This window comes from Nitrospira sp. KM1 (genome assembly GCF_011405515.1).
Lineage (GTDB): Bacteria > Nitrospirota > Nitrospiria > Nitrospirales > Nitrospiraceae > Nitrospira_C.
Window position 1 is genome coordinate 3,751,959 of record NZ_AP022671.1, and the last position, 22,475, is coordinate 3,774,433.

At 57.1% G+C, this 22,475-nt stretch carries 26 protein-coding genes; 16 read left to right on the top strand and 10 right to left on the bottom strand.

Going from position 1 to position 22,475, the window contains the following annotated elements:
• Nucleotides 1-114: 114 nt before the first annotated feature.
• The 3 genes from W02_RS17730 to W02_RS17740 all read left to right on the top strand — a co-directional run bounded on the left by W02_RS17730 (nucleotide 115) and on the right by W02_RS17740 (nucleotide 1,541).
• Nucleotides 115-285 carry a hypothetical protein gene (locus W02_RS17730; protein ID WP_173050122.1) on the top strand — a complete coding sequence of 57 codons (171 nt, stop codon included), beginning with the start codon at nucleotides 115-117 and terminating at the stop codon, nucleotides 283-285.
• A 60-nt stretch (nucleotides 286-345) separates the two neighbouring features.
• Nucleotides 346-522, top strand: coding sequence for a CPXCG motif-containing cysteine-rich protein (locus W02_RS17735; protein WP_173050124.1), 177 nt, complete (start codon nucleotides 346-348; stop codon nucleotides 520-522).
• A gap of 167 nt (nucleotides 523-689) precedes the next feature.
• Nucleotides 690-1,541 (top strand): MOSC domain-containing protein, encoded by an 852-nt coding sequence (locus W02_RS17740; RefSeq protein WP_173050127.1) that lies wholly within the window; start codon nucleotides 690-692, stop codon nucleotides 1,539-1,541.
• A gap of 106 nt (nucleotides 1,542-1,647) precedes the next feature.
• Here the strand turns inward: W02_RS17740 and W02_RS17745 are convergent, their stop codons facing one another.
• Nucleotides 1,648-2,133 (bottom strand): hypothetical protein, encoded by a 486-nt coding sequence (locus W02_RS17745; RefSeq protein ID WP_173050129.1) that lies wholly within the window; start codon nucleotides 2,131-2,133, stop codon nucleotides 1,648-1,650.
• A gap of 256 nt (nucleotides 2,134-2,389) precedes the next feature.
• Between W02_RS17745 and W02_RS17750 the strand changes: the two genes are divergently transcribed.
• A complete protein-coding gene (locus W02_RS17750; RefSeq protein WP_173050131.1) occupies nucleotides 2,390-2,827 on the top strand; it encodes a VOC family protein in 438 nt (145 codons plus the stop codon).
• 8 nt (nucleotides 2,828-2,835) lie between these two features.
• On the opposite strand, the gene zwf is transcribed toward W02_RS17750, so the two are convergent.
• Nucleotides 2,836-4,296, bottom strand: a complete 1,461-nt coding sequence (gene zwf, locus W02_RS17755; RefSeq protein WP_173050133.1) for a glucose-6-phosphate dehydrogenase — start codon at nucleotides 4,294-4,296, stop codon at nucleotides 2,836-2,838.
• 230 nt (nucleotides 4,297-4,526) lie between these two features.
• On the opposite strand from zwf, the gene W02_RS17760 reads away from it, so the two are divergent.
• The 4 genes from W02_RS17760 (at nucleotide 4,527) to W02_RS17775 (ending at nucleotide 6,801) form a co-directional block, all read left to right on the top strand.
• Nucleotides 4,527-4,784: a hypothetical protein gene (locus tag W02_RS17760; protein ID WP_173050136.1), complete on the top strand. Its 258-nt coding sequence runs from the start codon at nucleotides 4,527-4,529 to the stop codon at nucleotides 4,782-4,784.
• 139 nt (nucleotides 4,785-4,923) lie between these two features.
• Nucleotides 4,924-5,319 (top strand): hypothetical protein, encoded by a 396-nt coding sequence (locus tag W02_RS17765; RefSeq protein WP_173050138.1) that lies wholly within the window; start codon nucleotides 4,924-4,926, stop codon nucleotides 5,317-5,319.
• 244 nt (nucleotides 5,320-5,563) lie between these two features.
• On the top strand, nucleotides 5,564-6,298 hold the full coding sequence (locus W02_RS17770; RefSeq protein WP_173050140.1) for an SDR family oxidoreductase: 735 nt from the start codon (nucleotides 5,564-5,566) through the stop codon (nucleotides 6,296-6,298).
• A 200-nt stretch (nucleotides 6,299-6,498) separates the two neighbouring features.
• Entirely contained in the window at nucleotides 6,499-6,801 is a 303-nt protein-coding gene (locus W02_RS17775) for a P-II family nitrogen regulator (RefSeq protein ID WP_173050142.1), read from the top strand.
• Nucleotides 6,802-6,853: 52 nt separating this feature from the next.
• Here W02_RS17775 and W02_RS17780 read toward each other — a convergent pair whose 3' ends face one another.
• Nucleotides 6,854-7,033: a hypothetical protein gene (locus W02_RS17780; RefSeq protein WP_173050144.1), complete on the bottom strand. Its 180-nt coding sequence runs from the start codon at nucleotides 7,031-7,033 to the stop codon at nucleotides 6,854-6,856.
• A 145-nt stretch (nucleotides 7,034-7,178) separates the two neighbouring features.
• Between W02_RS17780 and W02_RS17785 the strand changes: the two genes are divergently transcribed.
• From W02_RS17785 to W02_RS17800, 4 genes are all read left to right on the top strand, one after another.
• Nucleotides 7,179-9,143, top strand: coding sequence for an OPT family oligopeptide transporter (locus W02_RS17785; RefSeq protein ID WP_173050146.1), 1,965 nt, complete (start codon nucleotides 7,179-7,181; stop codon nucleotides 9,141-9,143).
• A gap of 185 nt (nucleotides 9,144-9,328) precedes the next feature.
• Complete coding sequence (locus W02_RS17790) at nucleotides 9,329-9,589, top strand: hypothetical protein (RefSeq protein ID WP_173050148.1); 261 nt, start codon at nucleotides 9,329-9,331, stop codon at nucleotides 9,587-9,589.
• An 88-nt stretch (nucleotides 9,590-9,677) separates the two neighbouring features.
• Entirely contained in the window at nucleotides 9,678-10,721 is a 1,044-nt protein-coding gene (locus tag W02_RS17795) for a kelch repeat-containing protein (protein WP_197742057.1), read from the top strand.
• Between the two features lie 84 nt (nucleotides 10,722-10,805).
• The gene (locus tag W02_RS17800) at nucleotides 10,806-11,165 is read left to right on the top strand and encodes a YkvA family protein (protein WP_173050150.1); all 360 of its coding nucleotides are present in this window, start codon (nucleotides 10,806-10,808) and stop codon (nucleotides 11,163-11,165) included.
• 3 nt (nucleotides 11,166-11,168) lie between these two features.
• Here the strand turns inward: W02_RS17800 and W02_RS17805 are convergent, their stop codons facing one another.
• Nucleotides 11,169-11,513 carry a hypothetical protein gene (locus tag W02_RS17805; RefSeq protein ID WP_173050153.1) on the bottom strand — a complete coding sequence of 115 codons (345 nt, stop codon included), beginning with the start codon at nucleotides 11,511-11,513 and terminating at the stop codon, nucleotides 11,169-11,171.
• 82 nt (nucleotides 11,514-11,595) lie between these two features.
• Here W02_RS17805 and W02_RS17810 point away from each other — a divergent pair, with 82 nt between their 5' ends.
• Entirely contained in the window at nucleotides 11,596-12,849 is a 1,254-nt protein-coding gene (locus W02_RS17810) for a tetratricopeptide repeat protein (protein WP_173050155.1), read from the top strand.
• 31 nt (nucleotides 12,850-12,880) lie between these two features.
• Here the strand turns inward: W02_RS17810 and W02_RS17815 are convergent, their stop codons facing one another.
• Both W02_RS17815 and W02_RS17820 read right to left on the bottom strand, forming a co-directional pair.
• Nucleotides 12,881-13,081, bottom strand: a complete 201-nt coding sequence (locus W02_RS17815) for a hypothetical protein (protein WP_173050157.1) — start codon at nucleotides 13,079-13,081, stop codon at nucleotides 12,881-12,883.
• Between the two features lie 310 nt (nucleotides 13,082-13,391).
• Nucleotides 13,392-15,743: a fatty acid cis/trans isomerase gene (locus W02_RS17820; protein WP_197742058.1), complete on the bottom strand. Its 2,352-nt coding sequence runs from the start codon at nucleotides 15,741-15,743 to the stop codon at nucleotides 13,392-13,394.
• 245 nt (nucleotides 15,744-15,988) lie between these two features.
• Between W02_RS17820 and W02_RS17825 the strand changes: the two genes are divergently transcribed.
• Complete coding sequence (locus W02_RS17825; protein ID WP_173050161.1) at nucleotides 15,989-16,816, top strand: nuclease-related domain-containing protein; 828 nt, start codon at nucleotides 15,989-15,991, stop codon at nucleotides 16,814-16,816.
• A 24-nt stretch (nucleotides 16,817-16,840) separates the two neighbouring features.
• Here the strand turns inward: W02_RS17825 and W02_RS17830 are convergent, their stop codons facing one another.
• A complete protein-coding gene (locus W02_RS17830; RefSeq protein ID WP_173050163.1) occupies nucleotides 16,841-17,410 on the bottom strand; it encodes an OmpA family protein in 570 nt (189 codons plus the stop codon).
• Nucleotides 17,411-17,839: 429 nt separating this feature from the next.
• On the opposite strand from W02_RS17830, the gene W02_RS17835 reads away from it, so the two are divergent.
• Nucleotides 17,840-19,081: an NAD(P)/FAD-dependent oxidoreductase gene (locus W02_RS17835; RefSeq protein WP_173050165.1), complete on the top strand. Its 1,242-nt coding sequence runs from the start codon at nucleotides 17,840-17,842 to the stop codon at nucleotides 19,079-19,081.
• A gap of 65 nt (nucleotides 19,082-19,146) precedes the next feature.
• Here W02_RS17835 and W02_RS17840 read toward each other — a convergent pair whose 3' ends face one another.
• The 3 genes from W02_RS17840 to W02_RS17850 form a co-directional block, all read right to left on the bottom strand.
• Nucleotides 19,147-19,338, bottom strand: coding sequence for a hypothetical protein (locus tag W02_RS17840; protein WP_173050167.1), 192 nt, complete (start codon nucleotides 19,336-19,338; stop codon nucleotides 19,147-19,149).
• Nucleotides 19,339-19,647: 309 nt separating this feature from the next.
• A complete protein-coding gene (locus W02_RS17845; RefSeq protein WP_173050169.1) occupies nucleotides 19,648-20,628 on the bottom strand; it encodes a hypothetical protein in 981 nt (326 codons plus the stop codon).
• Between the two features lie 307 nt (nucleotides 20,629-20,935).
• Nucleotides 20,936-21,973 (bottom strand): Tim44 domain-containing protein, encoded by a 1,038-nt coding sequence (locus tag W02_RS17850; RefSeq protein ID WP_173050171.1) that lies wholly within the window; start codon nucleotides 21,971-21,973, stop codon nucleotides 20,936-20,938.
• Nucleotides 21,974-22,156: 183 nt separating this feature from the next.
• Between W02_RS17850 and W02_RS17855 the strand changes: the two genes are divergently transcribed.
• A complete protein-coding gene (locus W02_RS17855) occupies nucleotides 22,157-22,384 on the top strand; it encodes a hypothetical protein (protein WP_173050173.1) in 228 nt (75 codons plus the stop codon).
• The last annotated feature ends 91 nt before the right edge of the window (nucleotides 22,385-22,475 follow it).

A 22,475-nucleotide genomic window follows, 5' to 3' on the forward strand; every position in this document is an offset into this window, starting at 1 on the left:
ACTCGGGGACCTCCTGGCCAAAGAGAAGCTCCAGGCAGCCCGAAAGCTGACGCCGGAGCAACGGCTGCTGATGGCACTCGATCTCTCCAACGCTGCTCACTTCTTGCATCGCGCGTGTTCGAAGAAGCCCTAGCAAAAGTCATCGTTCGTCCCGATGCGGCTCGCTCCGAAGGGTCGCTGGATTCTTATGCGCTGATCGGTGGGTTCGCCGTCGCGGCTTGGGGCGTTCCGCGTGCGACTCAGGATATCGATTTAGCCGTTGGAATTTCGATTGAAGTGAAGTAGCCGAGTGTCCCTATGCGGAGTTTGTCATTTGGCAGCGACGTGCGGTAGCGTACTTGTGTTGTGGAACACGCCTTCATCTGTCCATTTTGCGGCGCCGAGATTTCGATGGTCCTGGATCTTTCGGTGCACCATCACACCTACATCGAAGACTGTGAGGTCTGCTGCAATCCTCTCGAGATCAGTTATACGGTCGAGAACGATGTGCTCGTCGATTTCGATGCCAAGACCATGGAATAAGTTGTCGCGGCAGCGAACAGATAGGCAACCTGCCGCTTTGTTCATCCAGACACGGGGCGCGCGGCATCGTGCTGCGTTCTTCGCTCACCAAACGATAGATAGCCTTCCAAACTATGTGTGGTTTGCGATAAGGTGAATGCTTCACCCATGGAGGAGGCAGCATTTCTATGGCAATCGAAACTGGAACAGTCATAACGTTGTATCGGTATCCGGTCAAGTCGATGAGGGGAGAGGAATTGGCGGCGGCTGAACTGACGGCATATGGCGTGCTCGGTGATCGTGCGTATGCGTTGATCGACAGCGCCGATGGCAAGGCGGCCACCGCGAAGAATCCCGGCAAATGGCCGTTGATGTTCGCGTTCCGCGCCGAGTTCTCTCAGCCTCCCAAGAATGGTACGGCCCTGCCGGCCGTCCGGATCACCTTGCCGGACGGATCGACCGTCAGCACGGCGGCGAGTGACTGCGACCAGGTTCTGTCGCGTGTCTTGAAGCGGACCGTGACGGTGGCGAAGGCCGACCGTGGACGCGTGTCGGGCGTGCAGACTGCGTTGCCAGCCTGGAGTGGAAAGTCCGAGGAGTACAAGCTCGACATGGAAGGGATCGATCAACGCAACAGTGTGCAGGAGTTCACGTTACCGACCGGCACGTTTTTCGACGGTGCCATTGTTCATCTGGTGACCACTGCCACGCTGAACCGCCTTCATGAGCTCTATTCGACCGGCCGCTTCGAGGCCCCGCGCTTCCGTCCGAATGTGGTGGTGGATGCAGGAAAGGGGGAGAGGGGTTTCGTGGAGCAGGGTTGGATCGGTTGGACCGTGACGATCGGCGATGTGAAGCTGAAGGTTACAGGCCCCTGTGCCCGCTGTGTCATGACGACACTCCCGCAAGGCGATCTTCCAAAGGATACGGGGATCTTGAAGACCGCCGTCCAGCATAGCCAGGGCTATGTCGGTGTCTATGCTGCCGTGATCAGCGAAGGCACGATCAGGCGGGGAGATGCGGTGACAATCGGCGGATGAGAACGCGCAGACCGTAGAAAGATGAAAATGAGGACACACGATGGCATCTGGCCGTGGGTCTGCGTTTCGAGACACATCCAGTTTTCATGAGTCTGATCGGGGCTTGCTAGGCGGCACGCTCGTTGTCCGACTCGTTCATGTTCCGGTTCGCGAGACAATGATTCAAGGTGGACTGAATGCTCAATAATTCATCCCGGCCGGTCGGGTTTGATTGGATACATCGGCCAAGCGGGATGCCTGCCGATTCGATCTCAAGGGAAAATTTCTCGATCTCGTCGTCGATCCAGAACCACTCGCGGCCGTTCAGCTTCTGGACGGCCTGCTGGACCCAGACGACTTTGTTCTCGTAGTTCGTCCAGTTGGCATGGTGAAAGGGCGGAGACTCTAAATTGTCTCCAAACTTGTCGCAGCAGAGCACTCTCAAGAGCGAGTGGATCCTTTCCGATTCCCACGATGTCAACCAGATGAGTTCGAAGTGCTCGTGCGCCCACGCCAGCCAGGATTTCACGCCGGGCCGGAGCTGGAATTCTCCCGCATAGTGCCCAAACAGCACTCCGTCGATGTCATGAAACAAGATGGGTACATTTGGCATATAGTTCCTCTGAGAGCAATCTAGCAGAATGGTCTTGATAGCCAATCGAATTCGCCCTTTGCTCCCAATCAAGCCATTCTCGTCGGCATGGAACATTTCCAGGATGGCTGGTCCTTGTTCGAATGCTTTACGATACGCGAGCCTCACGTATGGAGAGCGTATCTTTTGATAGAAATGAAAGAATCCACGATTGCGGCAAGAGCCGTATCCGATAAATGCCGGGATGAGGTTCCAAAACGACGGGGAGGACGCACCCATGATCATGCATCTGGACCATGTAACGGTAGTCGTGCGCGATGTGGCCAAGGCCAAGGAGTTTTTCGCCCTGTTGGGGTTTGCGGAAGAAAAGTCCGTCGTGATCTCAGGTGAAGTGTTTGCCCGCTACATGGGCGTGGACGGGATTGAAGCCGAGCATGTGACCTTGGTGGCGACGCGGTCGTCACCGCGCTTCGAAATCCAGCTGCTGAGGTATCGCCACCCTGAAACGATTCCCGAATCGGATGCCGCGAACCTGGCAAGACTCGGCTATAACCACATCTGTTTTGCCGTGAACGATGTGGACGCCGAGGTGAAGCGCCTCACCATCCAGGGTGTCACGCTCCGCAACGACGTGATGACCTTTCATTCCCGCAAATTGGTCTTTCTTTCAGGCCCCGAAGGCATCACAGTCGAGTTGGCCGAATGGCAAAGTTGAGTGGCGTCCTACCAGCCTAACTGCCAGCGATGTCCGTTTCGCTCTACGAGGGCATCAGCTTCCGGCGGTCCCCACATGCCGGCCGTATAAAAATGCACGTCCTGTTTTTCGGCGATCACGCGGTCGTAGAGTCGCCATGCAGTTTCCGTGAAGTCAGCGCTGACAAACAATGTCTGATCGCCGATCATTACGTCTCGAAGCAATGTCTCGTACGATTCCGGTAACGCGCCGAACGCTTCTTCATAATCGAAATGCAGGGCTCGGTCGCTGAACTGAAACGGCCGCCCCGGTCTTTTGACGGAAAAGCACAGGGAAAATCCTTCGCTCGGTTGCAGCGTGATGAGCAGCTGATTGGGCGACGGACCATCCGCACCGAGGGCCCGGAAGATCTGTGCCGGTGCCTCGCGGAAGGTCACGGCGATCTGGGTCATTTTACGCGGCAGACGTTTTCCTGTGCGGAGGTAGAACGGCACTCCTTTCCATCGCCAATTGTGGATTTCCATCTTCAACGCTACGAATGTTTCCGTCATGGAATCGTCGGGCACGCCGGGTTCTTCGCGATAGCCAGGAATGAGGAGGTTGCCGATCTGCCAGGCCGTATACTGGCCGAACACCACGTCCTCCCGAGAGATCGGCGCCACGGACTGGAGCACCTTTCGCTTCTCGCTTCGAATCGCGCCGGCTTCGAACGAGGACGGCACCTCCATGGCCATGACAGTCAGCAACTGCGTGAGATGATTCTGCACCATGTCACGCAATGCGCCGGATTGGTCGTAGTAGGCGCCGCGACGTTCGACGCCAATGTCCTCCGCCACGGTAATCTGTACGTGGTCGACGGTATCTCGTCTCCACAGCGACTCGAAGATCGGATTGGCAAACCGGAACGCCAAGAGGTTCTGCACCGTTTCTTTGCCCAGATAATGGTCGATGCGATAGATCTGGGATTCATCAAGGTAGCGATGCAACCGATCGTTAAGCGCGTGCGCCGACTGGACGTCGTGGCCGAACGGCTTTTCGAAGACGATGCGAATCCAGCCGTCGCTCTTTAAGAGGGCGGCCTCCGCGAGGCGTTGGATTGTGGTCGGGACGGTATCCGGCGGCAGGGCTAAATAGAATACGCGATTGTGCGGTGTGGCCCGGGCTCGTTCCAGTTCACTGATAAAGCCGGCCAAGGCCTCGTAATCCTGCGCGCTGCCGCTCCCGACGCTTTGATAGTACAGGCAGGCGTCGCACCAGGCACGGAGGTTGTTGTCATGGCGCCAGCCGGCCTTTTGCAGCCCCTCATAGGCCCAGAGACGAAAGGCGTCCGTTCCCATCTCCTGGAGAGAGGCTCCCACAATCGAGAGATCCCGACATTCGAGCCCGCGGTTGCTCAATTGGTAAAGCGCCGGGAGCAGTTTTCGTCTCGTCAGGTCCCCCGTGGCTCCCAGGATAATAAATAAATGAGACTCAACGGTCTGTTCTGCCATTCTCCAGGGCCCTCATTTGGTAACAGCTTCTCTTGCCAGCTTAACAATAGTTCCTGCCCGTGTGCAGGTGTTCTGAAGGGCCATCTGTTTCCTTCTCCCTGCAGTGCTTCATTGCCGACCCCTTCTTTTGAACGATTGCCCGACGGACATGACATGCGCAAGTCTCCGAGGAATCCCGTCCGTGGTCCGTTCGTGATCGTCGGCCGGGGCGACCGCGTTGGAGAAAGAACGTGAAGGAATTGTCCGGGCATTCCCTGACCCATTGCCTGCTCGCGTCCACAGGCGCACTTGCTCTCTTGTGCGGGTGTGAGTTCTTGGTCCCTGAAAAGCAGCGGGTGCCGATTGGGTATTCGAGAGATGGAAATGGACGCCCGTGCGCGACGTATGAGATCAAGAAAGACGCCGTGTATGAAACCCTCTGCGATTATGAAAGAGTGCAGCCTGATGTCGTGAGGAATCCCTTATCCAAGCAACAGCCGACGAAATAATGCTCCGCCGTCCGATACATCTCAGATCCTCCAAAGGGTGAAACGACGGGACGGGAGAAGATTGTTCATCCCGCTTTACTCCGCTCGTCGATCGGCTTTATAAATATTCCCGCGCTCTTGACCATCCAAGGGGCCTCACGTGCCGTATCGAATTGATTTCGATCCAACGCATCGGATCCTTCGCGTCAAATTCGAAGGACGGGCGACGGATGACGATCTCAAGACCGTATATCGGTATGGTCAGGAGAACGTCGGACGATTTGATCCGCAAGCCGGCATCACGGATTTTTCAGGGGTAACGGCGGTGGCATTTTCGAGCCAGACGATGCGCGAGCTTGCCAGCTCTAAACCGATCATGCCGGATAAGAGCCGTCCGGTCGTGTTCGTGGCGCCGACTCTCGACTTGTTCGGCATGGCACGCATGTTTGAATTGCAAGGTGGGGATGCACGTCCCAACCTGCATGTCGTGCGAACGGAGGAAGAGGCCTATCAAATATTGAATGTCGATCAGCCTCGATTCGAGCCGGTTGAATAATCGGTCTCACGCCGGATATTCGGCTCGTGCCGATATGACGGCATCAACAGTCTCCTCACGGTGTTCGCTTCCAATGCTGAATCCTCGTAACATTGGCGCACGGGGTGCTGTATTCTTCAGCACTTAGGTGCACAATTCCCCATCGTCCTGCCATTGGCATATTTCATGCGCTCTATCGAGGGTCAAGCAGTCGAGGTCCCAAACACGATTCATCGGCGCGTAGACATATGAAAGGAGAGCAATCATGGCTTCACTCAAAGGAAAGGTCGCAGTCGTCACAGGTGCATCTCGTGGGATCGGGCGAGAGATTGCCCTGAAGCTTGGAAAGCAGGGGGCCAGCGTCGTGGTGAATTATACGAAAAGCGCGGAGGAGGCGAAGAAGATCGTGGCCAGCATCAACGAAGACGGCTCGAAAGCCATTGCAGTTCAAGCCGATCTAGGGAAAGTGGCCGACGTCCGGCGCCTGTTCCAAGAGACAGATAAGGCCTTCGGCCGTCTGGATATCCTCATCAACAATGCGGGCATCTTCTGGACGAAACCGATTCTCGAAGCAACCGAGGAGGAGTATGACCAGATGTTTGCCGTCAATACGAAAGGGCAGTTCTTTGCCTTGCAAGAAGCGGCGAAACGGATGGCGGACGGCGGGAGGATCATCAACCTCTCCACCGGGGCCACAGAACTCTATTTCCCTGCGAGCAGCATCTATGGCGGCAGCAAGTCGGCGCTCGAATATTTTTCAAAGGTGGCGGCCAAGGAGTTGGGCGCACGCAAGATCACGGTGAACACGATCTCGCCAGGATTTACCGACACCGACATGCTGAGCGATCCACAGCTGAAAACCGTGGGCGTGCAATCTTCCCCCCTGGGCCGTCTGGGAACACCGAAGGACATCGCCGATGTGGTGGCCTTCATGGTCAGCGAGGAAGCAGGATGGATTACCGGAGACAAGATTCAGGTTGGCGGCGGCGTCGCGATGTGAGTACAGCATACAGAGAGAGGGCTGAGAGCGAACAGTTCGTTCGGTACGGCCAAAGGTCTCGACAATGGGAATACCACTCGAGCGTCAGGGATTTCAGGTAGGGAGCGGTGCTGTACAAGAGATAAATAAGTGGTAAGAAGGGACCAGGAAGCGAGGTCATGGTGTAGGATGAAGGGGAGTATTGACCAGGAGGTGACTCCATGAAAATGCTCACCATTATCTGCCGGGATAAGTTCGAAAGCGCGGTGGTTCAGATGTTGAACGATGTCGGGGTCAAAGGCTATACGGTCATGTCGGGACTGGGCGGCAAAGGCCAAACGGGGACTGTTTCAAAGTATAGCTGGACGGAGACAAACGTCTCGTTCATGGTCGCGCTCGAAGATCAGCAAGTGGGCGCGGCGGTTAAAGGAATGAAGCAATTGTATATGAATCTCCTTGATGCCAACCAGGGAGAAGAAGTTGCCCTCAAGGTATTTCTGCAGCCTTGCGAGGTAATCCTCTAGCAGAAACGCATCGATTGCTTTCCCCCACCATCTACCGCGCCTGCATGGTCGTTCATGCAGCTTTGCGAATCACGGGCTTCATTGCAGAATGTCCCGCTGATTGCCGGTCCATCGCCTCAGGCTCCGCCCCGAGTATCAACCTCAACGAAACAGTGACGAATATGGCAAAGCCCACGATGATCGACATGATCATCATGACGATGAGTACGCTGCCGCCCATATCGCCGAACATACATCACCTCCGGATGTAGATTGTGGTGATCCATCCGCATTTCTTAATTTATTGTATCGCTGCGAAAATGCCTATTCTGCTGTTCTAATGATGCGCTCTTTCACATTGATTTTACGTCCCATGTCCAGGGTAACCTACCGTCCGCATGAGTGACGATCGCCCGCTCATTCCACCTTCCGTCACGCTTCCTGAAATCACCGTGAAAGCGGTCGTGTTGTCGATAGTCCTGGCGGCGGTCCTAGCCGCGGCCAATGCCTATCTGGGGCTGTTCGCCGGGATGACGGTCTCCGCGTCCATTCCAGCCGCGGTCGCTTCGATGGCCATTCTTCGGCTCTTTCGCCGGTCGAACATACTCGAAAACAATATCGTCCAGACTGCGGCGTCATCCGGCGAGGCTTTGGCCGCCGGCGTGATCTTCACGATTCCGGCACTGCTGTTGGTGGGCTATTGGTCGTCGTTCGATTACTGGCAGACGACCGTGATTGCGACGGTAGGCGGACTCCTCGGCGTGCTTTTTACCATCCCTTTGCGGCGGGCGCTGATTGTCACGGCTCGCTTGCGCTTCCCGGAAGGCGTCGCGACGGCGGAGGTTCTGAAAGTTGCGGCCGCTGACCGTAATGCCGGCAGTCGAGCCGAGGCGGCTGGGGATTTCCGGGCCTTGTTTTCTGCCGCGCTTATCGGTGGAGTGGTGAAGGTCGGGGAGAGTGGTTTGCGGGTATGGGCTGAATCGTTGGAAGGGGCCGCTCACGTGGGCCGGACCGTGCTCTATGGGGGAATCAACCTGTCGCCTGCCCTGCTCGCGGTTGGGTATATCATCGGACTCCACACATCCGTGGTCGTGCTCATTGGCGGCGTCATCGGATGGCTGGTCCTGATGCCGGCCTATGGGGTGCTTAACGGTGTGCCTCCAGATCTGAACGGAGTGACGGCGGCCAGAACGATCTGGAGCGAGCACATCCGCTACGTCGGCATCGGCGCGATGCTGACCGGCGGCCTCTGGACGCTGACAAAAATGCGCGCGCCGGTATGGAAGAGTTTGCAGACCCTGCGTGACAGTTACCGCGCGGCGCGCGCCGTTCGTGCAGATACAGCCGTGGCGAGAACGGAACAGGATGCATCCCTGCCATGGATCGTCGTTCCGTTCTTTCTGTCGATGATTCCGATGGCCTGGATCTATGCCGCGGTGGTGGGCAGCTTCGGGATCGGCATTCTGATGACGATCGTCATGGCGCTCGCGGCCTTTCTCTTTTCCTCGGTCGCAGCCTATATGGCCGGCTTGGTCGGCAGCTCGAGCAATCCGGTATCCGGCGTCACGATCGCCACAATTATGCTGGCCGCCTTGTTGCTCGTCTTGTTCATGGGAGCCGGACATCCGGCCGGACCGGCCGCAGCGCTGGTGATCGGCGCGGTGGTCTGCTGCGCTGCGGCCATGGGGGGAGACAATTTACAAGATTTGAAAACCGGCTATCTTGTCGGCGCGACGCCGTGGAAGCAGCAAATCATGCAGGTGGTTGGCGTGCTGACCGGCGCCGTCGTGTTGGTGCCGGTGCTGTCGCTGCTTCACGCGAAGTATGGGATCGGCGAGCCGACGGTCAGCCACCCCCATGCGCTGAGCGCACCGCAAGCCACCCTCATGGCGAGCCTTACGCGGAGCGTGTTTGGTGCAGGGCTTCCCTGGCGCCTCGTCGGCTTGGGTGCGGTGATCGGCGTGGTGGTGATTCTGTTGGATCGACGCCAGGAAACGCGCGGCAGCGACTTTCGTTTGCCCGTCCTTGCCGTGGCACTGGGCATTTACCTTCCGTTCAAACTCTCTGCCACTGTCTTCCTGGGCGGTGCGATTGCTGCTTTGGCCAAGCGGGCGGCAGGCGGAGGAGAAGACTCGTCGCGTCGCGGACTGCTCTTTTCTGCGGGCCTAATTACCGGCGAAGCGTTAATGGGTATCCTGTTGGCCGTGCCGATCGCGCTGGCCGCGCTGTGGCCTGGTCTGAGCGCCGATCCGTTTACAATATTCAGTCAGCCGCCGTTGGGCGGCTGGCCTGGCTTGCTTATAGTGGGAATAGTGGGATGCCTGCTCTATAGAATCGGATCAGGAGCAAGACGGGACATATGATATATAATGGTATCTCCTTGTCATAAATCCTATGCTGAGACTCGCATTATCGCCGTAATTCCAATTAGTTACCTGTCTCGACATCTCATCACATGGTGCTCTATAAGGGTAAACACCTGAATCGCATCAGGAAGACAATTCATTCGCTCCATAAACCGGCTTATACACAGATCTAGAGGGCAGGCATGGCACGATCGAGGCGACCGGAACTGGAAAAAGACAATCCTTCTGCGCCGCAGACCTATATTGGTCGGCGGAAGAAGGCCAATGGTTCACATTCAAGCGGCCACACTGAGACCATCAAGACACTTGAGACGTTGACCGAGGCGGCTGAGCATTTCGTCAACCGGGTTCCGCGGTTGAAAAAGAATGAAGCAGAGCGGCAGGCATTGCTCAACGCCATCACACAGGCGCAGCTGGTGCTGTCAGTGCGGCACGTGTCCTGATCTCGTTCGCGGAGTCATTCGTCGGATCTTCGGCGCATCACGGTTTATGCGTGAATTCGGGGTCGATCAACGGCCTCGATTCTGTATAATGACGGCTATGCGACCGTTCACTCCTGCCATTTTTTCTCCATCGGCTTTGGAATTGTTCCTGGTTGCGATCTGCTTTCTCCCGGTTTCCTTCTCTGTATCGACCGCACAGGCCGATTCCGATCGGGGCGTCTGGCGCCAGGCTGCTCCCGCGCCGACCAAGCGGACCGAGGTGTCTGCGGCGGCGGTGCACGGTAAAATCTATGTCGTGGGAGGGTTCGAGGAGCCGGGCTTGAGCAACGTGATGAACATGTCGATCACGCCGGTTGTTCAGGAGTACGATCCTGCCACGGACAAGTGGACGGACAAGGCTCCCATGCCGGCCGGGTTGCATCACGTGGGTATTGGCGCGGTGGACGGGAAGTTATATGTCATCGGTGGATACAAGCAGTCGGGACTCAGTGTCTGGCAGCCGGTTGCCACGGTCTATGCCTATGATCCGGCGGCGGATTCTTGGACCGAGCGGACGCCCATGCCGACTGCACGCGGAGCATTGGCTGTCGCCGTGCACGAAGGCAAGTTATACGCCATCGGCGGTTATGACCGGACCGTGAACAGTGCGGCGGTGGAGGTCTACGATCCGGCGCATGATTCCTGGACCTCCCGCGCAATGCTTCCCACGGCGCGAGACCATCTGGCAGCCTCGGCCGCAGGCGGAAAAATCTATGCGGTCGGCGGGCGGATAAAGGGCGACTACCGAAAGAATCTCTCGGTGACCGAGGTCTATGATCCGGGTCGTGATCATTGGACTCGCGGGGCGGAGCTTCCCACCGCGCGAAGCGGTATCACTGCGGCTGAGACCGGTGGCCGAATCTATGTGTTCGGCGGCGAGGGCGGCGACGGCACGTTTCGCGAGAACGAGGCATATAACCCATCACAAGATACATGGCAGACGATGGCCGCGATGCCTGGTGGGCGCCACGGGTTGGGGTCCGCCGTCGTGGACGGGCGAATCTATGTCATCGACGGCGGGCCGGTGCCCGGCGGCTCCTTCAGCAATGCCAACGAAGTGTTCAGTCCGCCGAGGTCAGGCGGCGGGCACTAATTGGACATCAGGCAAGTGGGAGAATTGCTTTAAAACACGGGGCGTAGATTTGAGGGGCGCTCACACTCAGAAAGGCGGGTCACGATGTTCGGACGGCGCACGCAACAGGCTAAGCAGTATCTGAAGGACAAGGACCGGCTCAATCGTCTGCTGAGCGAGTCGCTGGCGATGGCGCGGGCGCGTGGCGGAATGCTCTGGCTGGATATTCAACTGCTGGTCCGGCTGATCAAGGCGTGGATGAGCGGTTCCTACAAGGGAGTATCCGTCCAAACCCTGGTGGCTATCGTGGCCGCGATGATCTATTTCATCAATCCGCTGGATTTGATCCCCGACTTCATTCCCGGGCTTGGCTATGTCGATGATGCGGCACTGATCGCATGGCTGCTGAAGAGTCTGGCAGGAGATCTCCACCAGTTCAGGAACTGGGAGGAAGGGCGTAGTTAGACACTATCGGCTTCCTTTTGGATTGGGCTGGTAATACAGCTGGTCGAAGTACGTGGGCCCGCCCAACGTGAAGTTCGAATAGTTGCCCATCACATTCATGCGCTTTTCCCGCTCCGCGCGTTCTTTATCTTCCCGCTCGGCTTCGTGGACCAGGTAGTCCATCGTGGCCTCGGTACTCATTCTGACCCCGGAATAGCGGCCAAGCGGCTCCACGCCAGCCGCCTTTCCGGCGCCGCTCATGTCAATATGCGACGAATCCACCAGCTGTCCCTCTACCGGCAGGACGGCGCAGGCCAGGACAGACATGCCTAAGGCAATGCCCGTGAACATGCGGTTGGATGATTTCATGATACGCCTCCCTCTCATGGCCGGAGTATAGCGTATTCCTACCAGCTGCGCACGAGTCGGCTCGTGATACAATCCCGCCCGCATGAAACTCGCGACGTGTTCATCGTGGCTGCTCGGTGCGTGCTGCCTTTCAACCGGCATACCCGCCGCTGCCGAAGTACAGAACGTCACCGCGACGGGCGTACATCGAATGGAAAAGCATGATAGTCAGCAGGATTCGGCACGGCTCGCCTTAGTGGCGGCGAAGTCGCTGGTATTGACGCAGGCGGTCGAACGGCTGGAAACAACGGAGCCGGTGAAGCAGCTGGGTCTCAACCGTGACGAGCTTCTGGCCTACAGCATCGGCGTCCTGCAGATCTTCCAATATCCTGTCGAGACGGCGCAGGTCGATGGCGGCATGACCGTGTCGGCTCCGGTCAAAATTATTTTCGACCCAGCCGAGGTGGGCGGACAACTGGATACCTTGATGGAGAATCAGCGCGCCAAGACCGAGTTGATGCGCATCAAGGACACGATTGATGAACGCCAAAAAGAGCTTGGCATCGACGGGAAACGCCTGGCCGCCGCCACCGATAATGGAGAGGTGAAAATGATCCTCCAGCATCGCCGTGACATCCTGTCGGTCATCGATACGGAGGAACAGTTCGCCCACACCTGGGCGCACCTGCTCGGCGCCCGCCATGCGGGAATCGATCCAGGCCAGGCTCAGAACCAGTCAGCACGCACGCCGGACAACGCTGAGGAGCATCGGAAGAAAGGTGTCTCACTGACACAACAAGGCCGCTACGACGAGGCGCTGGCAGAGTTCCAAGTGGCGCTCCGACTCATGCCGAATCTTGAAAAGACTCATTTGGGGATCGGGGCGGCGCTGCAGGGGAAAGGGGATTTCGACGGGGCCATTGCCGAATATCGGATGGTGCTCAAGCAACATCCCGATGACGCGGGAGCTCACAATAACCTGGGCAGTGCGCTTCAACTCAAAGGTGATATGAAGGGAGCCCTGAGCGAATACCGCACGGCCATCGAACTACAACCCAATAATGCCGTGACGCATTTCAACCTCGGAACGGCGCTGGCGACCAACGGCGACGTCAAGGAAGCCATCGAGGAGTACCGGACGGCGATCAAACTCAACCCGGATCTGCTGCAGCCGTATTTCGATCTCGCCATTCTTTTGAGGGACAACGGCAACACTCGTGAGGCGATCCAGGCATTCCGGGAATATCTCCGGCGGGCTCCCGAGATTCCTGCCAATAAGCCCTATATTGAACAGGCGCAGCGCTATTTGAACCAGATCAGAGAACGACAGCTCGACCGCAGCGGCAGGGGGCAATAACACGGAATCGGTTATGCGATTCCGGGATGCCTCATTGCGAGCGGAGTCTCGTCGTCAGGCCCAGACCGCTCTGACTGAGCTTCAGACGGCCTGCGCGCCCCAGGCGGTCGACTTCGTGAAAAACCTCGAACCAGGTCAATTCAGGCATGCTGAGGATGAGTTCGTCGAGAGCGCATCCTGGATGGGCGTTCACCGCATCAAGGATCTTATCAGCAGCAATGTGGTGTTCCATCTGATTCCTCCTTGCTCTGACTGAGCGCCGAAGTTTCAATCTTCCGAATTGCAAATCGCAGTCCCTGGCCGATAGGAAGGGCTCCGCCGCTGAGTAATGGAAACTCAAACGGTTGGAATGCCATTTTTTGTCAGTGACATCTGCATGGGAACGTTCTCACATTTGCGCTCAAGCGGCGTTGAGCGGAAACGCTCACGCGCATTCCTGCACACGGCCAGATTTGGTTCGACGGACGCGTAACCGCGCGACGACAGGAATTCTCGGAAATTGTAAGTTAGGAACACTGGGAGGGTTAACGACGTGCGTGTCTCTAGCGGTTTTCAAGACGATTGTAATCGAGCGTGCCGGCTTCTATCGGGGCGATCGTATGGTACACGTCGTGGACGGCATCGCTGTGCCGCCAGAAGTCCGGGTTCGTACGGCGCACGGCGAAACGTTCGGCGAGTCTGCGGTAATCGTCTTCACCGGTCAGCCCGGCGACCATCGCGACGAATTCAGGGAGGCTCTGCCGATCTACACGATAAAAAGCGTTGGGATATGCTCCGATGAGACCCCGCGAGACGGTCAGTCCGTCCTCATCGGGCAAGCGCCGGGACTGTACGTTGAAGAGTGAGGCGATGTTGCTGAATCCGTTGTCGTGAAGAAGCGAGTAGATCCGGTCGCGATGCACGTCTGTGCCCGACCCGATCGTGACGGTAAGCACCGCGGCTTCCGGCATCCATTGCAAGGCCTTTCCTTTGATCCGCGACAGCGCGAGGAGTTGGCTGCGAATGGCTGCGTCCGGCTCTGCTTGTACGTCGTACTCTCCGGTGAGAGATCCCGCGAGATGCCGGTGCAGCAGTTCGAACAGCTCATGCTTGGGCTGCTCAGTCTTGTATTCGACACCGCTTTCCCGATCGACGTTCATACGCCGTCCGAGGACGTATTCCTTCACGGACTTGTCGGCATCACGGTACCAGAAATCCCGTTCGCGCTCGCGGTCTTTGCTCGGCAAGAGCAGCAGGAAGTTGGATTCGGCTTCCATCCGCAGGAAGTCCATATAGAGCCGGGTGTCGAGCTGGTGTCCGGAGAAGCCGTAGACGTCGAACCCGGCGACGAGCAGGTAATAGATCCGCTCGAACAAATCGTAGGACAGCAGCCAGGACGTTTTCGGATCGTCGCCGATCAACCCCTGTACGACCGAACCGCTATCGGCATGGCGGAATACGGTCAGGGCGGCGTTCTTATTGTTTCCACGGCCGTTCCAAATAAAAGACAGATTGTTTTCTTCGTTCCGCAGATTGAGGGACTCGATGAACGCCTGCTTGGCTTTCAGAAATTCGTCCTGCATGCGTGAATATTTCACCCAGGAGATGAGTCCGAATCGACTCGTTCCCTCTTCAGTCGGCAGGTAGAGGTGCCGGCTGTTCTTGGCCAAAAACTCTTCCTTGTTATCAAGCACGGTGCTGTCGGGATCGACAAAGAAGATCCAGAACCGGTCGTCGATGACGTCCAGCGCGACTTGCCCGCGACAGACAGGGCCTTTGATGAACTGCGTGACAAAAGCGGAGGCGTCGTCGAGCAGAAACTTGTAGCGCGTACGAACCGGCAGATCTCGGAAGGCGATGAACGGGTTGGAGGCGATCTTGGGGTCGTAACCGGGAAGCGCGGTGACGTCGTACGCTGCGTCCAGGAACAATTCCTGATAACGCTGCTTGCGCGTTGCGCTCAGCCCATAGGGGATGTGTGTCTTCGCCAAGAGCGCGGCCTTCACCGGTTGGAGTCGATAGTAGACACGAGGTACGCCGGGATCATCATAGGGCCTGCGTGTGGCGACCAGCTCGATTGGTTGTCCGGGCGCTGATCTGGAACGAACGAGGCGAAACCACTGCCCGGTGAAATCGTCGAAATAGAGTTGGGTGAGATGAAGGTGCTCATAGATGTACCGGCTCATCAGCTGATGCTTGAGCGAATCGACGTTGAGAAACGCTTCCCATTCCTCTATCTGCGTAACGACTGCGGGTGGAATGGGCCGGGACTCCGTATAGGGGGCGCCCAATTCGATCCATCTGATGAGCGTCTGATACTCCTGCTCCGTGACGCCGGGGAGCCCGTACGGCATCCCCCATTGGGGATATTTCCCGGCAAAGCTGTCGAACTGCGCATCTGTCGGACATTGTTGTGAGCGGTCCAACGCCAAGTCGAAGCCGGCGGGAAGCATCGTCTGGGCCGGAAGTGGGTGACTGCGTTTGAGCGCCAGCATGCGCGCGAGCACTCCGGTGCGGCGCATGCTTTCCGTCGCGGTTACATCTTCCTGTAGGACGGGGAAAAAGCTTTTCTTCCGCCATTCGGATACGGAATGAGCGTCGTCGAAGAGACGGGTCGGCTCGGCTGTCAGGAGACGAAGGGCATCATAGACGACTTTCTTATTCGCGCCGCGCGCGACTCCTTCATAGGCGGTGAGGTTCAGTTGACAAGGGGAATCATAGCACCCATGGCAAACGGCGCAACGCCGCTCGAAGATCGGTTGCACGTCCCGCCAGTAATCGATTGTGGCAATGCCGGCTGTACTTGGTGGCGGAATTGACGATTGGTCCGCGCTCGGTTTCGGTTGGGAGCATCCCGACAGGATCAGCAGGATCAGGAAGAAAACGACCCATGTCCATTCACGCCGTCGGTGCAAGCGCGCTCCGGGAAGTGTAACGTCGGGGACCGATTCGCGGGCACCGCTGTGAAGCTGGCTTGCTCTGTTCATATTCCAGAGGAGGATGGTGCCAAGGTATTTCCTCTCGGTGGCGTACTGTACCACGTTTGGACGGTTTCCATCCCGGCCCTGGGCTGCCTGTCAAAATTGCGACTTTGCTACCTCTATTATGTATGCCGATATAAGATTCTCCCTTCTGGCTCGTCACGTCGAAGGAGGAACGTATGTCTCAGCCGATCTCGAACGTTCTGCATCAACCTCGTTATGCTTCTCCAGCGGTTCAGCCGCTGCGCCTGCCCGGACAATCGATCGATGAACAGATTTCCCGGCTTAAAGACGAAATACTCGACCTCCTCCTCATCCCATTATGCCTGGTCGTCCTCGCCGGATATGAGTGGATTCAATATTGGATGGGACGGCCGATCAGTCCGCTCATTCTGACGACTCTGGCACTGATGACGATCGTCTATGCGTGGAAACAGGTTCTTCCTCTGAAAACATCGATCACGCATCTTCGAATCGGACGAGACGGCGAACGCATCGTCGGTCAGATGTTGGAAGAGCTTCGCAGAAAAGACTATCGCGTGTTTCACGACGTACCGGGAAACGGTTTCAATATCGATCATGTCATTATTGGTCCGGCCGGCGTGTTTACGATCGAATCGAAAACACGAAACAAACCTCGAAACCACGCTCCCAAGATCCTTTTTGACGGTAACAGTGTCCGGGTCGCGAACGCGCCGCCGTCCAACGAACCCGTGACGCAGGCTCGATCGCAGGCGAAATGGTTGGCCGGCCTGCTCAATGACGGCCGGAAGCGCATTCCCTGGGTCCGGCCGATCGTGATGTTTCCGGACTGGTGGGTAGAACGAGTCGAGCCGTCAGCGGGTTATGATGTGTGGGTCATCAATCCCAAGGAAGTGTGGACGTTTCTCTACAATGAACGCCAGGTGCTGTCGGCAGAGGCGATCGATACCCTGGCCAGTGCTCTCGCGATGTATTGCCGATGCACTCCTGCAGACTCCGGGTGGGTGAAGGCGGAAGCGGTGTGAGACGGGCGGGTGGTCCGCGACTGTTCAGTCGCGGACGACAAAATGAACGCTTCGGTTTTTCTGCATGCAATCTTCGTCATGCTTGAAACACAGTGGGCGATCTTTTCCGTAGCTGGTGGTCTTGAACCGCATCGTCAGTCCCAAATCCTTCAGATACGACTTCACGCTTTGCGCCCGCTTTTCTCCCAGCACCATATTATAAGCTGCCGTTCCGACTTCATCGCCGCGCCCTTCCAGTAACAGATAGTCCACTCCGTCCTGCTCGAGTCGTTTGGCGTTCGCCTCCAAGCCGGGCAATGCTTCATGCCGGAGGGTGGCTTGATCGAAATCGAACAGCACGTCGTTCAATGACCCGGCCGGAAGGCCGGTGGCGTTGCGGGCCGACAACTCCGCTCGCATCGAGTGGGGTTTGGTTTGTGAGGTAGTGGTTCCGAAGCCGGGAGGCGGAATGTGCTTGATCGCTTGCTCGTCGATCCGCTCTGTTCCCGCCATGTACTCGTCGCCCGAGGTCGATGCGGATTGGCCGGCGCAAGCCTGAATGAGCAAACAGGCGGCCAGGCCTCCCAACGATACGATGGTCCAATGTCTGCGCATAACCCCTCCTTGTCCTATGAGACTGTCCCGTCGAAGGAAGCAAACCGGATGCCATCCATACAGCCTGCATTTTATCGAAACATTGTCATCCTGGCTCCGCCGAGGTGGTTCATAACTCAAACATGTTCGACGGAGGGGAGGCCTTAAACCATTGAGTCTGTTGAAGTCCAGACCAGTGTATGCGGAGTTTGTACGGCGGTCACGCTTTTTGTCATTCCAGGTACTTGCCGGTCATTCCCGTTCATGATGGCGCATCGGTCTTTACGGAAGCATCCTGACGCCGGAGACAGAAGGAATCTGCCTTCACATTGAGTGACCAAGTCGTTGTGTCAAAACACAGTGGCGTGCCTCCTTTTCATCTGTAGTAAGATGCGAACGACGAAGAGACTCGGTCGGGAACCAACACTCATACGAAATGGCGGAGCAATCATGAAAACTTTTCCCATGGTGATCTTGGGCGGCGGGGTGGCGGCCGGATACGCAGCGAAGGAATTCGTATCGCAGAACGGCGGGAAGGGACAACTTGCGATCGTCACGGCTGAACAGGTGCCTCCCTACGAGCGTCCACCGTTGTCCAAAGACTTTCTGGCCGGCGGGAAAAAACCTGACGACATCCTGATTTCCGATCCGTCGTTTTATCGAGAGCATGGCATCACGCTCTTTCGAGGTTTCTCCGTCAGCAAGGTTGATTTCGCCCGCCGCCGTCTTCACGGTCCCTCCGGCCGGATGATTGGGTTCGAGAAACTGCTGATCACCACGGGGTCGGCCGTACGCAGACTCAATGTCCCCGGCGCTGATTTGCCGTGGATCTTCTATCTCCGTCAACTGAAAGATTCTCAGCACATTCACGCGCACATCAAGCGCGGGAAGCGGGCGGTCGTGATCGGATCCGGTTTTATCGGAATGGAAGTCGCCGCCGTCCTCACCAACGAAGGCATGAACACGACGATGGTGTTTCCCGGTGACCGCGTCTGGGAGCATGTCTTCACGCCTCCGGTGTCCGCGTTCTTTGAGAAACAATTTGCGGATCACGGCATCATGCTCATGAAAGATGAAACAGTCGTAGGGTTCGAGGACAAACGGAACGGGAGGCTGGTCGTGCTGGGCTCCGGCGTGCGGATGCCTGTCGATCTTGTCGTCGCAGGAATCGGCGTGACCCCGGCATTAGGCCTCTTCCGCGGGTCGCCGTTGACACATGATCAAGACGGTATACGCGTGAACGAGTATCTCGAAACGAACGTGGACAGCGTGTGGGCTGCCGGCGATATCGCCAATTATCCCGATGCGATCTTTCGCCGCCGTCTGCGGATCGAGCACTGGGACAATGCCGTTGAACAGGGTCGGGTGGCGATGCGCAATATGATGGACAAGTTCCAGCCCTTCGTCCATGTGCCGTATTTCTTCTCGGATGAGTTCGACCTGTCCTACGAATACTGGGGGAATGCCGAGGGACACGACCACGTCGTCTATCGAGGGGTGATGAAGGACAAGCAGCTGAGCGTCTGGTGGTTGAAACAAGGGGTATTGTGCGCGACGCTGCTCATGAACCGACCGGACGAAGAGCGTAGGTATGCACCCCGGTGGATCCTGCGCCGAGCGAAACTTAATCCAGCCCAACTGAAGACAGCCAAGAGTTTACGGTCTTTGGATCGTACCTTTGGCCAAGAATAGTACGCAGTCCGGCCGTCTCGTTTGTCGTACGAGGGGCCGGACCGGTTCGCTGCCGCGCCGCCTGTCTACGCAGCCTGTCTCCGTTCCTCATGATACTGTACCGTCGCCGGTTTGGATCCAGTCTCGCCTGTGAGGGTCGAGAACAATGCCATGATTCCGGCTCCGATCGTAAGGACGGCCACAATGTATGACAGCGCTTCCAATATCGGCAGCTCAAAAAATTTGTTTGCAAATAAAAATTCCATCACGTGCTCCATCTGAACCTCCTTGTTTGGGGTTTTCGTGATGTGCGGAAAGCGGTGCGACAGAAAAAATGTCGCGCCCGCTTTACTTGGCAGTTGTGCAAACCGAGTGCCCTTTTTCAGAGCTCTAAGTGCGCTATTTTGCGTGTTGCATTGTTTACACGGAAGGAAAAGGCTGTCCCTCGCCGGAACAACATGTCTGATGCGGGTCCAACGTGCAGAGATCCGTGGCGATATGCCGGCAGCGCGGGGAAAATGGTTGGCGGTTTAAAGCGGAAGCAGAGAGATTTGGTTCATCTTTTCACGTAGGTCTGTGCAACTTTCCTACGCGGACATCACCGGCCTTGACTGAACCGCGTCCAGCAGTTGATTTGCAGTGGATTGATGGGGCAGGTCGAACAATTGTCCGTCTAATACTGTGTGATGCGAGTCGACTTCATAACGCTCCCTCCTGACCTCGGCTCCGGTCTTTGTTCGGTAGACCAGTTCGTCCGTTTCGAGGTCGTATTCAGGAAGGTCCGTGCTTTCCCATCGCTGCTCGAAATAGTGGGCATACAGGGTGTACAGATTGTGATTCTGACGGTTATGCCGCAAGACATATTCGGGCATCGTTTGAATATCCAGGTCTGCATGATAGTGCTGGAGCCACAGGTAATCCCCCAGGATGACCATCTTGATGAGGGGAGGATCGGTATAGAGCTTCAGCTTCACGGCTTTTCCCATCGCCCTGAGCCGTTTGAGCAAGGCGATGCTTTGCCGAACCTCTTCCCGGAATCGAGTCAGCGTCAACGCCGGATGGTCAATGGCCTGGATCCGTGCGGCCGCCTCCTGGCTATAGGGATCCACGAGAAGAATTTTTGCGCCCAGGCATTTGTCGAGTACCGATGACAGGTCTCCCACTTGATCCACAAGTGTGCTGTAGCCGCTGGAGCCGATGACCATGATGGTCCTTCCCGTGCCTTGCTGTTCTTTGAGCGTCTCGATCTGCTGCTGCGCCCCGCGGGCCCGCCGGGGAGAAAATGACACGAGGCCGGCGCCGGCGGCTGCGCTGGCAAGGGCCCTGTCGCTCAGACTGCGACGGATGTAGTTCAGGCAGAGGATGAGCAGGATGGCGGTCGTCATCTCCAACGCGATCAGCGAAAGCTTGTCATGCTCGACTCGCGACCACAATGCCAGGAACTGTTTGGCGCCGGTCGGAAGCAGAAGCGCGATGCCTGCGCTCAGGATGATCACCAGGACATGATAGAGGGTTCCTGCTGCGTCGCGCAGGAATGCCCGGAGGGTTAACGAAACTTCTTGAATCAATGATGCACCTCTTGAAAGTGTAAGAAACAATCCCCACGATTCGTGGCTGGTCTTGCGAGCGACGGTGGCAACGGGTGTGCTCAGAAGATGCAGGACGGTACTGGGGGTTACGCGATCGCGTCGACTTTCCTACCTCGAAGGAGTTTGCCTATCGGGAGAAACGTCTTCACGATCTCGTGCACGCTATCACGTTCAGGTAGGGGACACAAGCAGGAAGAGAAATTGTGACGCCGTGACGTGTCCGGTCGCGTGCGCCCAATCTCAGTTTCATCAACCGAGTTGGGCACACCACTCGGTCGTTTGACTACTATTGCACTTGCTGAATAGCGGAGAGCAACCACTTTCCGTTCAGATGCCGCATGAATGTCCACGCTTCGGTTGTTTCTGTCGGATGATCCAGACTGCCTTCCACCAGATAGCCAGCCTGTCCGGGCTGTTTGGTTAACGACACGGTATAGTCACGAGCACTCCAATTCAGGCTGACGGTCGCGTACTGTACGGCGTCTTCTGTCCACGACTCGAGTACCTCGGCTCGGAGCAGGGCGATATCTTCCATGTGGTTGGCGAGATCCTGGCTGGCCTGTTCAGCCAGTGCGGTGCTGAAATACGAGAGCATTTCCGGAGTCACGCTTCGCCTGAGGCTTGCCAAATCCTGGCGCCCCCACGCGGTTTGAACATCCTCCAGCAATTGCTGGAACGTGGCCTTGTCGGCGGACGTAATCTCATCTTCTTCAGCGGCAGCCACGGAAATACGTGATGAGCCGGCAGCCATCAGCGATCCGGTCACAGCTTCGCGACGATGGGGGCCGGTCAGGACAGGAATGGGCCGTCGATTTCTCAGGAAGAGATAATAGAGCACGCCTCCTCCCAGCAGCATCAGAAAGAGGATCCCGGTGAAATTCGATCCTCCCGCGGTCTGCGTGGACGCACCGCTCTGGTCCCCTGACTCATCAGTCTTCGCACTGGTCTCGGCTGCCCCGAAAATCATGTGCCCAATCCACGAACCGGCGATTCCCGCGGCAATTCCGGACAACAAGGGATGGCGTTGAAGGAACGAAGGCTGGGCTGCTGGAGCCGGTTGAGGCGCCTGCGGCTGAGCGGCGGATTGTGGAGGTCCAGTGGACGGCTTGGGCGTCGTTGACTGCTCGATCGGCTTCGCGCTGTTGCGATCATAGGTGCGAGAGCCGCGGCTGCCGAAGCTGCCCGCGTTGCCTCCACTCCGCGTTCCACCGCCCGAATATCCTCCTCCGCCTCCTCTGGCCTTCGCAAACGAGATGGTGGGCGCCACCGGCGCCAGGATAAGTGAAAACACAATGCCGGCTGCAATCAGTTTCGTCGTATTCAAGCCACGACTCCTTTCTATATATGATCGTAGTAGAAGTCTTTTCCGGTCGATCGAGAGTCAATCGTCATCATACCAGTAATGACGGGAGCAAAATCGAACATTTTTATCACATGATTATTCCAGATTATTCCAGCTCGCGGACAAGGACTGTCATGGCCGGTTGAGAAGGCCTATACTGTCCATATGCCGTTCCAATCCGAGACTTCGCTCAGCGATTCTTTGCGCAGCGCCTCGCGGAGAAACTTTTACGAGCAACACCAGCGTCTTGCAGTCCTCATGATCCTGATCGTGTTTCTCTCTCCCTTCATTGGGTTGTACGTGACCGGATTGTCCGGAACAGTACTGGGGATGTTGTTCTCGGTCGCTGCGTATTATCTGACGCCATATGCCTGGCACAAGCTGGTTGCGTAGGCGGGTGTCGAGGATGCCATTGCCTGTCTGTGGGGTAAAAGCGAAAGACGGGCGACCGGTTTCCTGCCGGACTTCTTGTCTCATGTGGAAT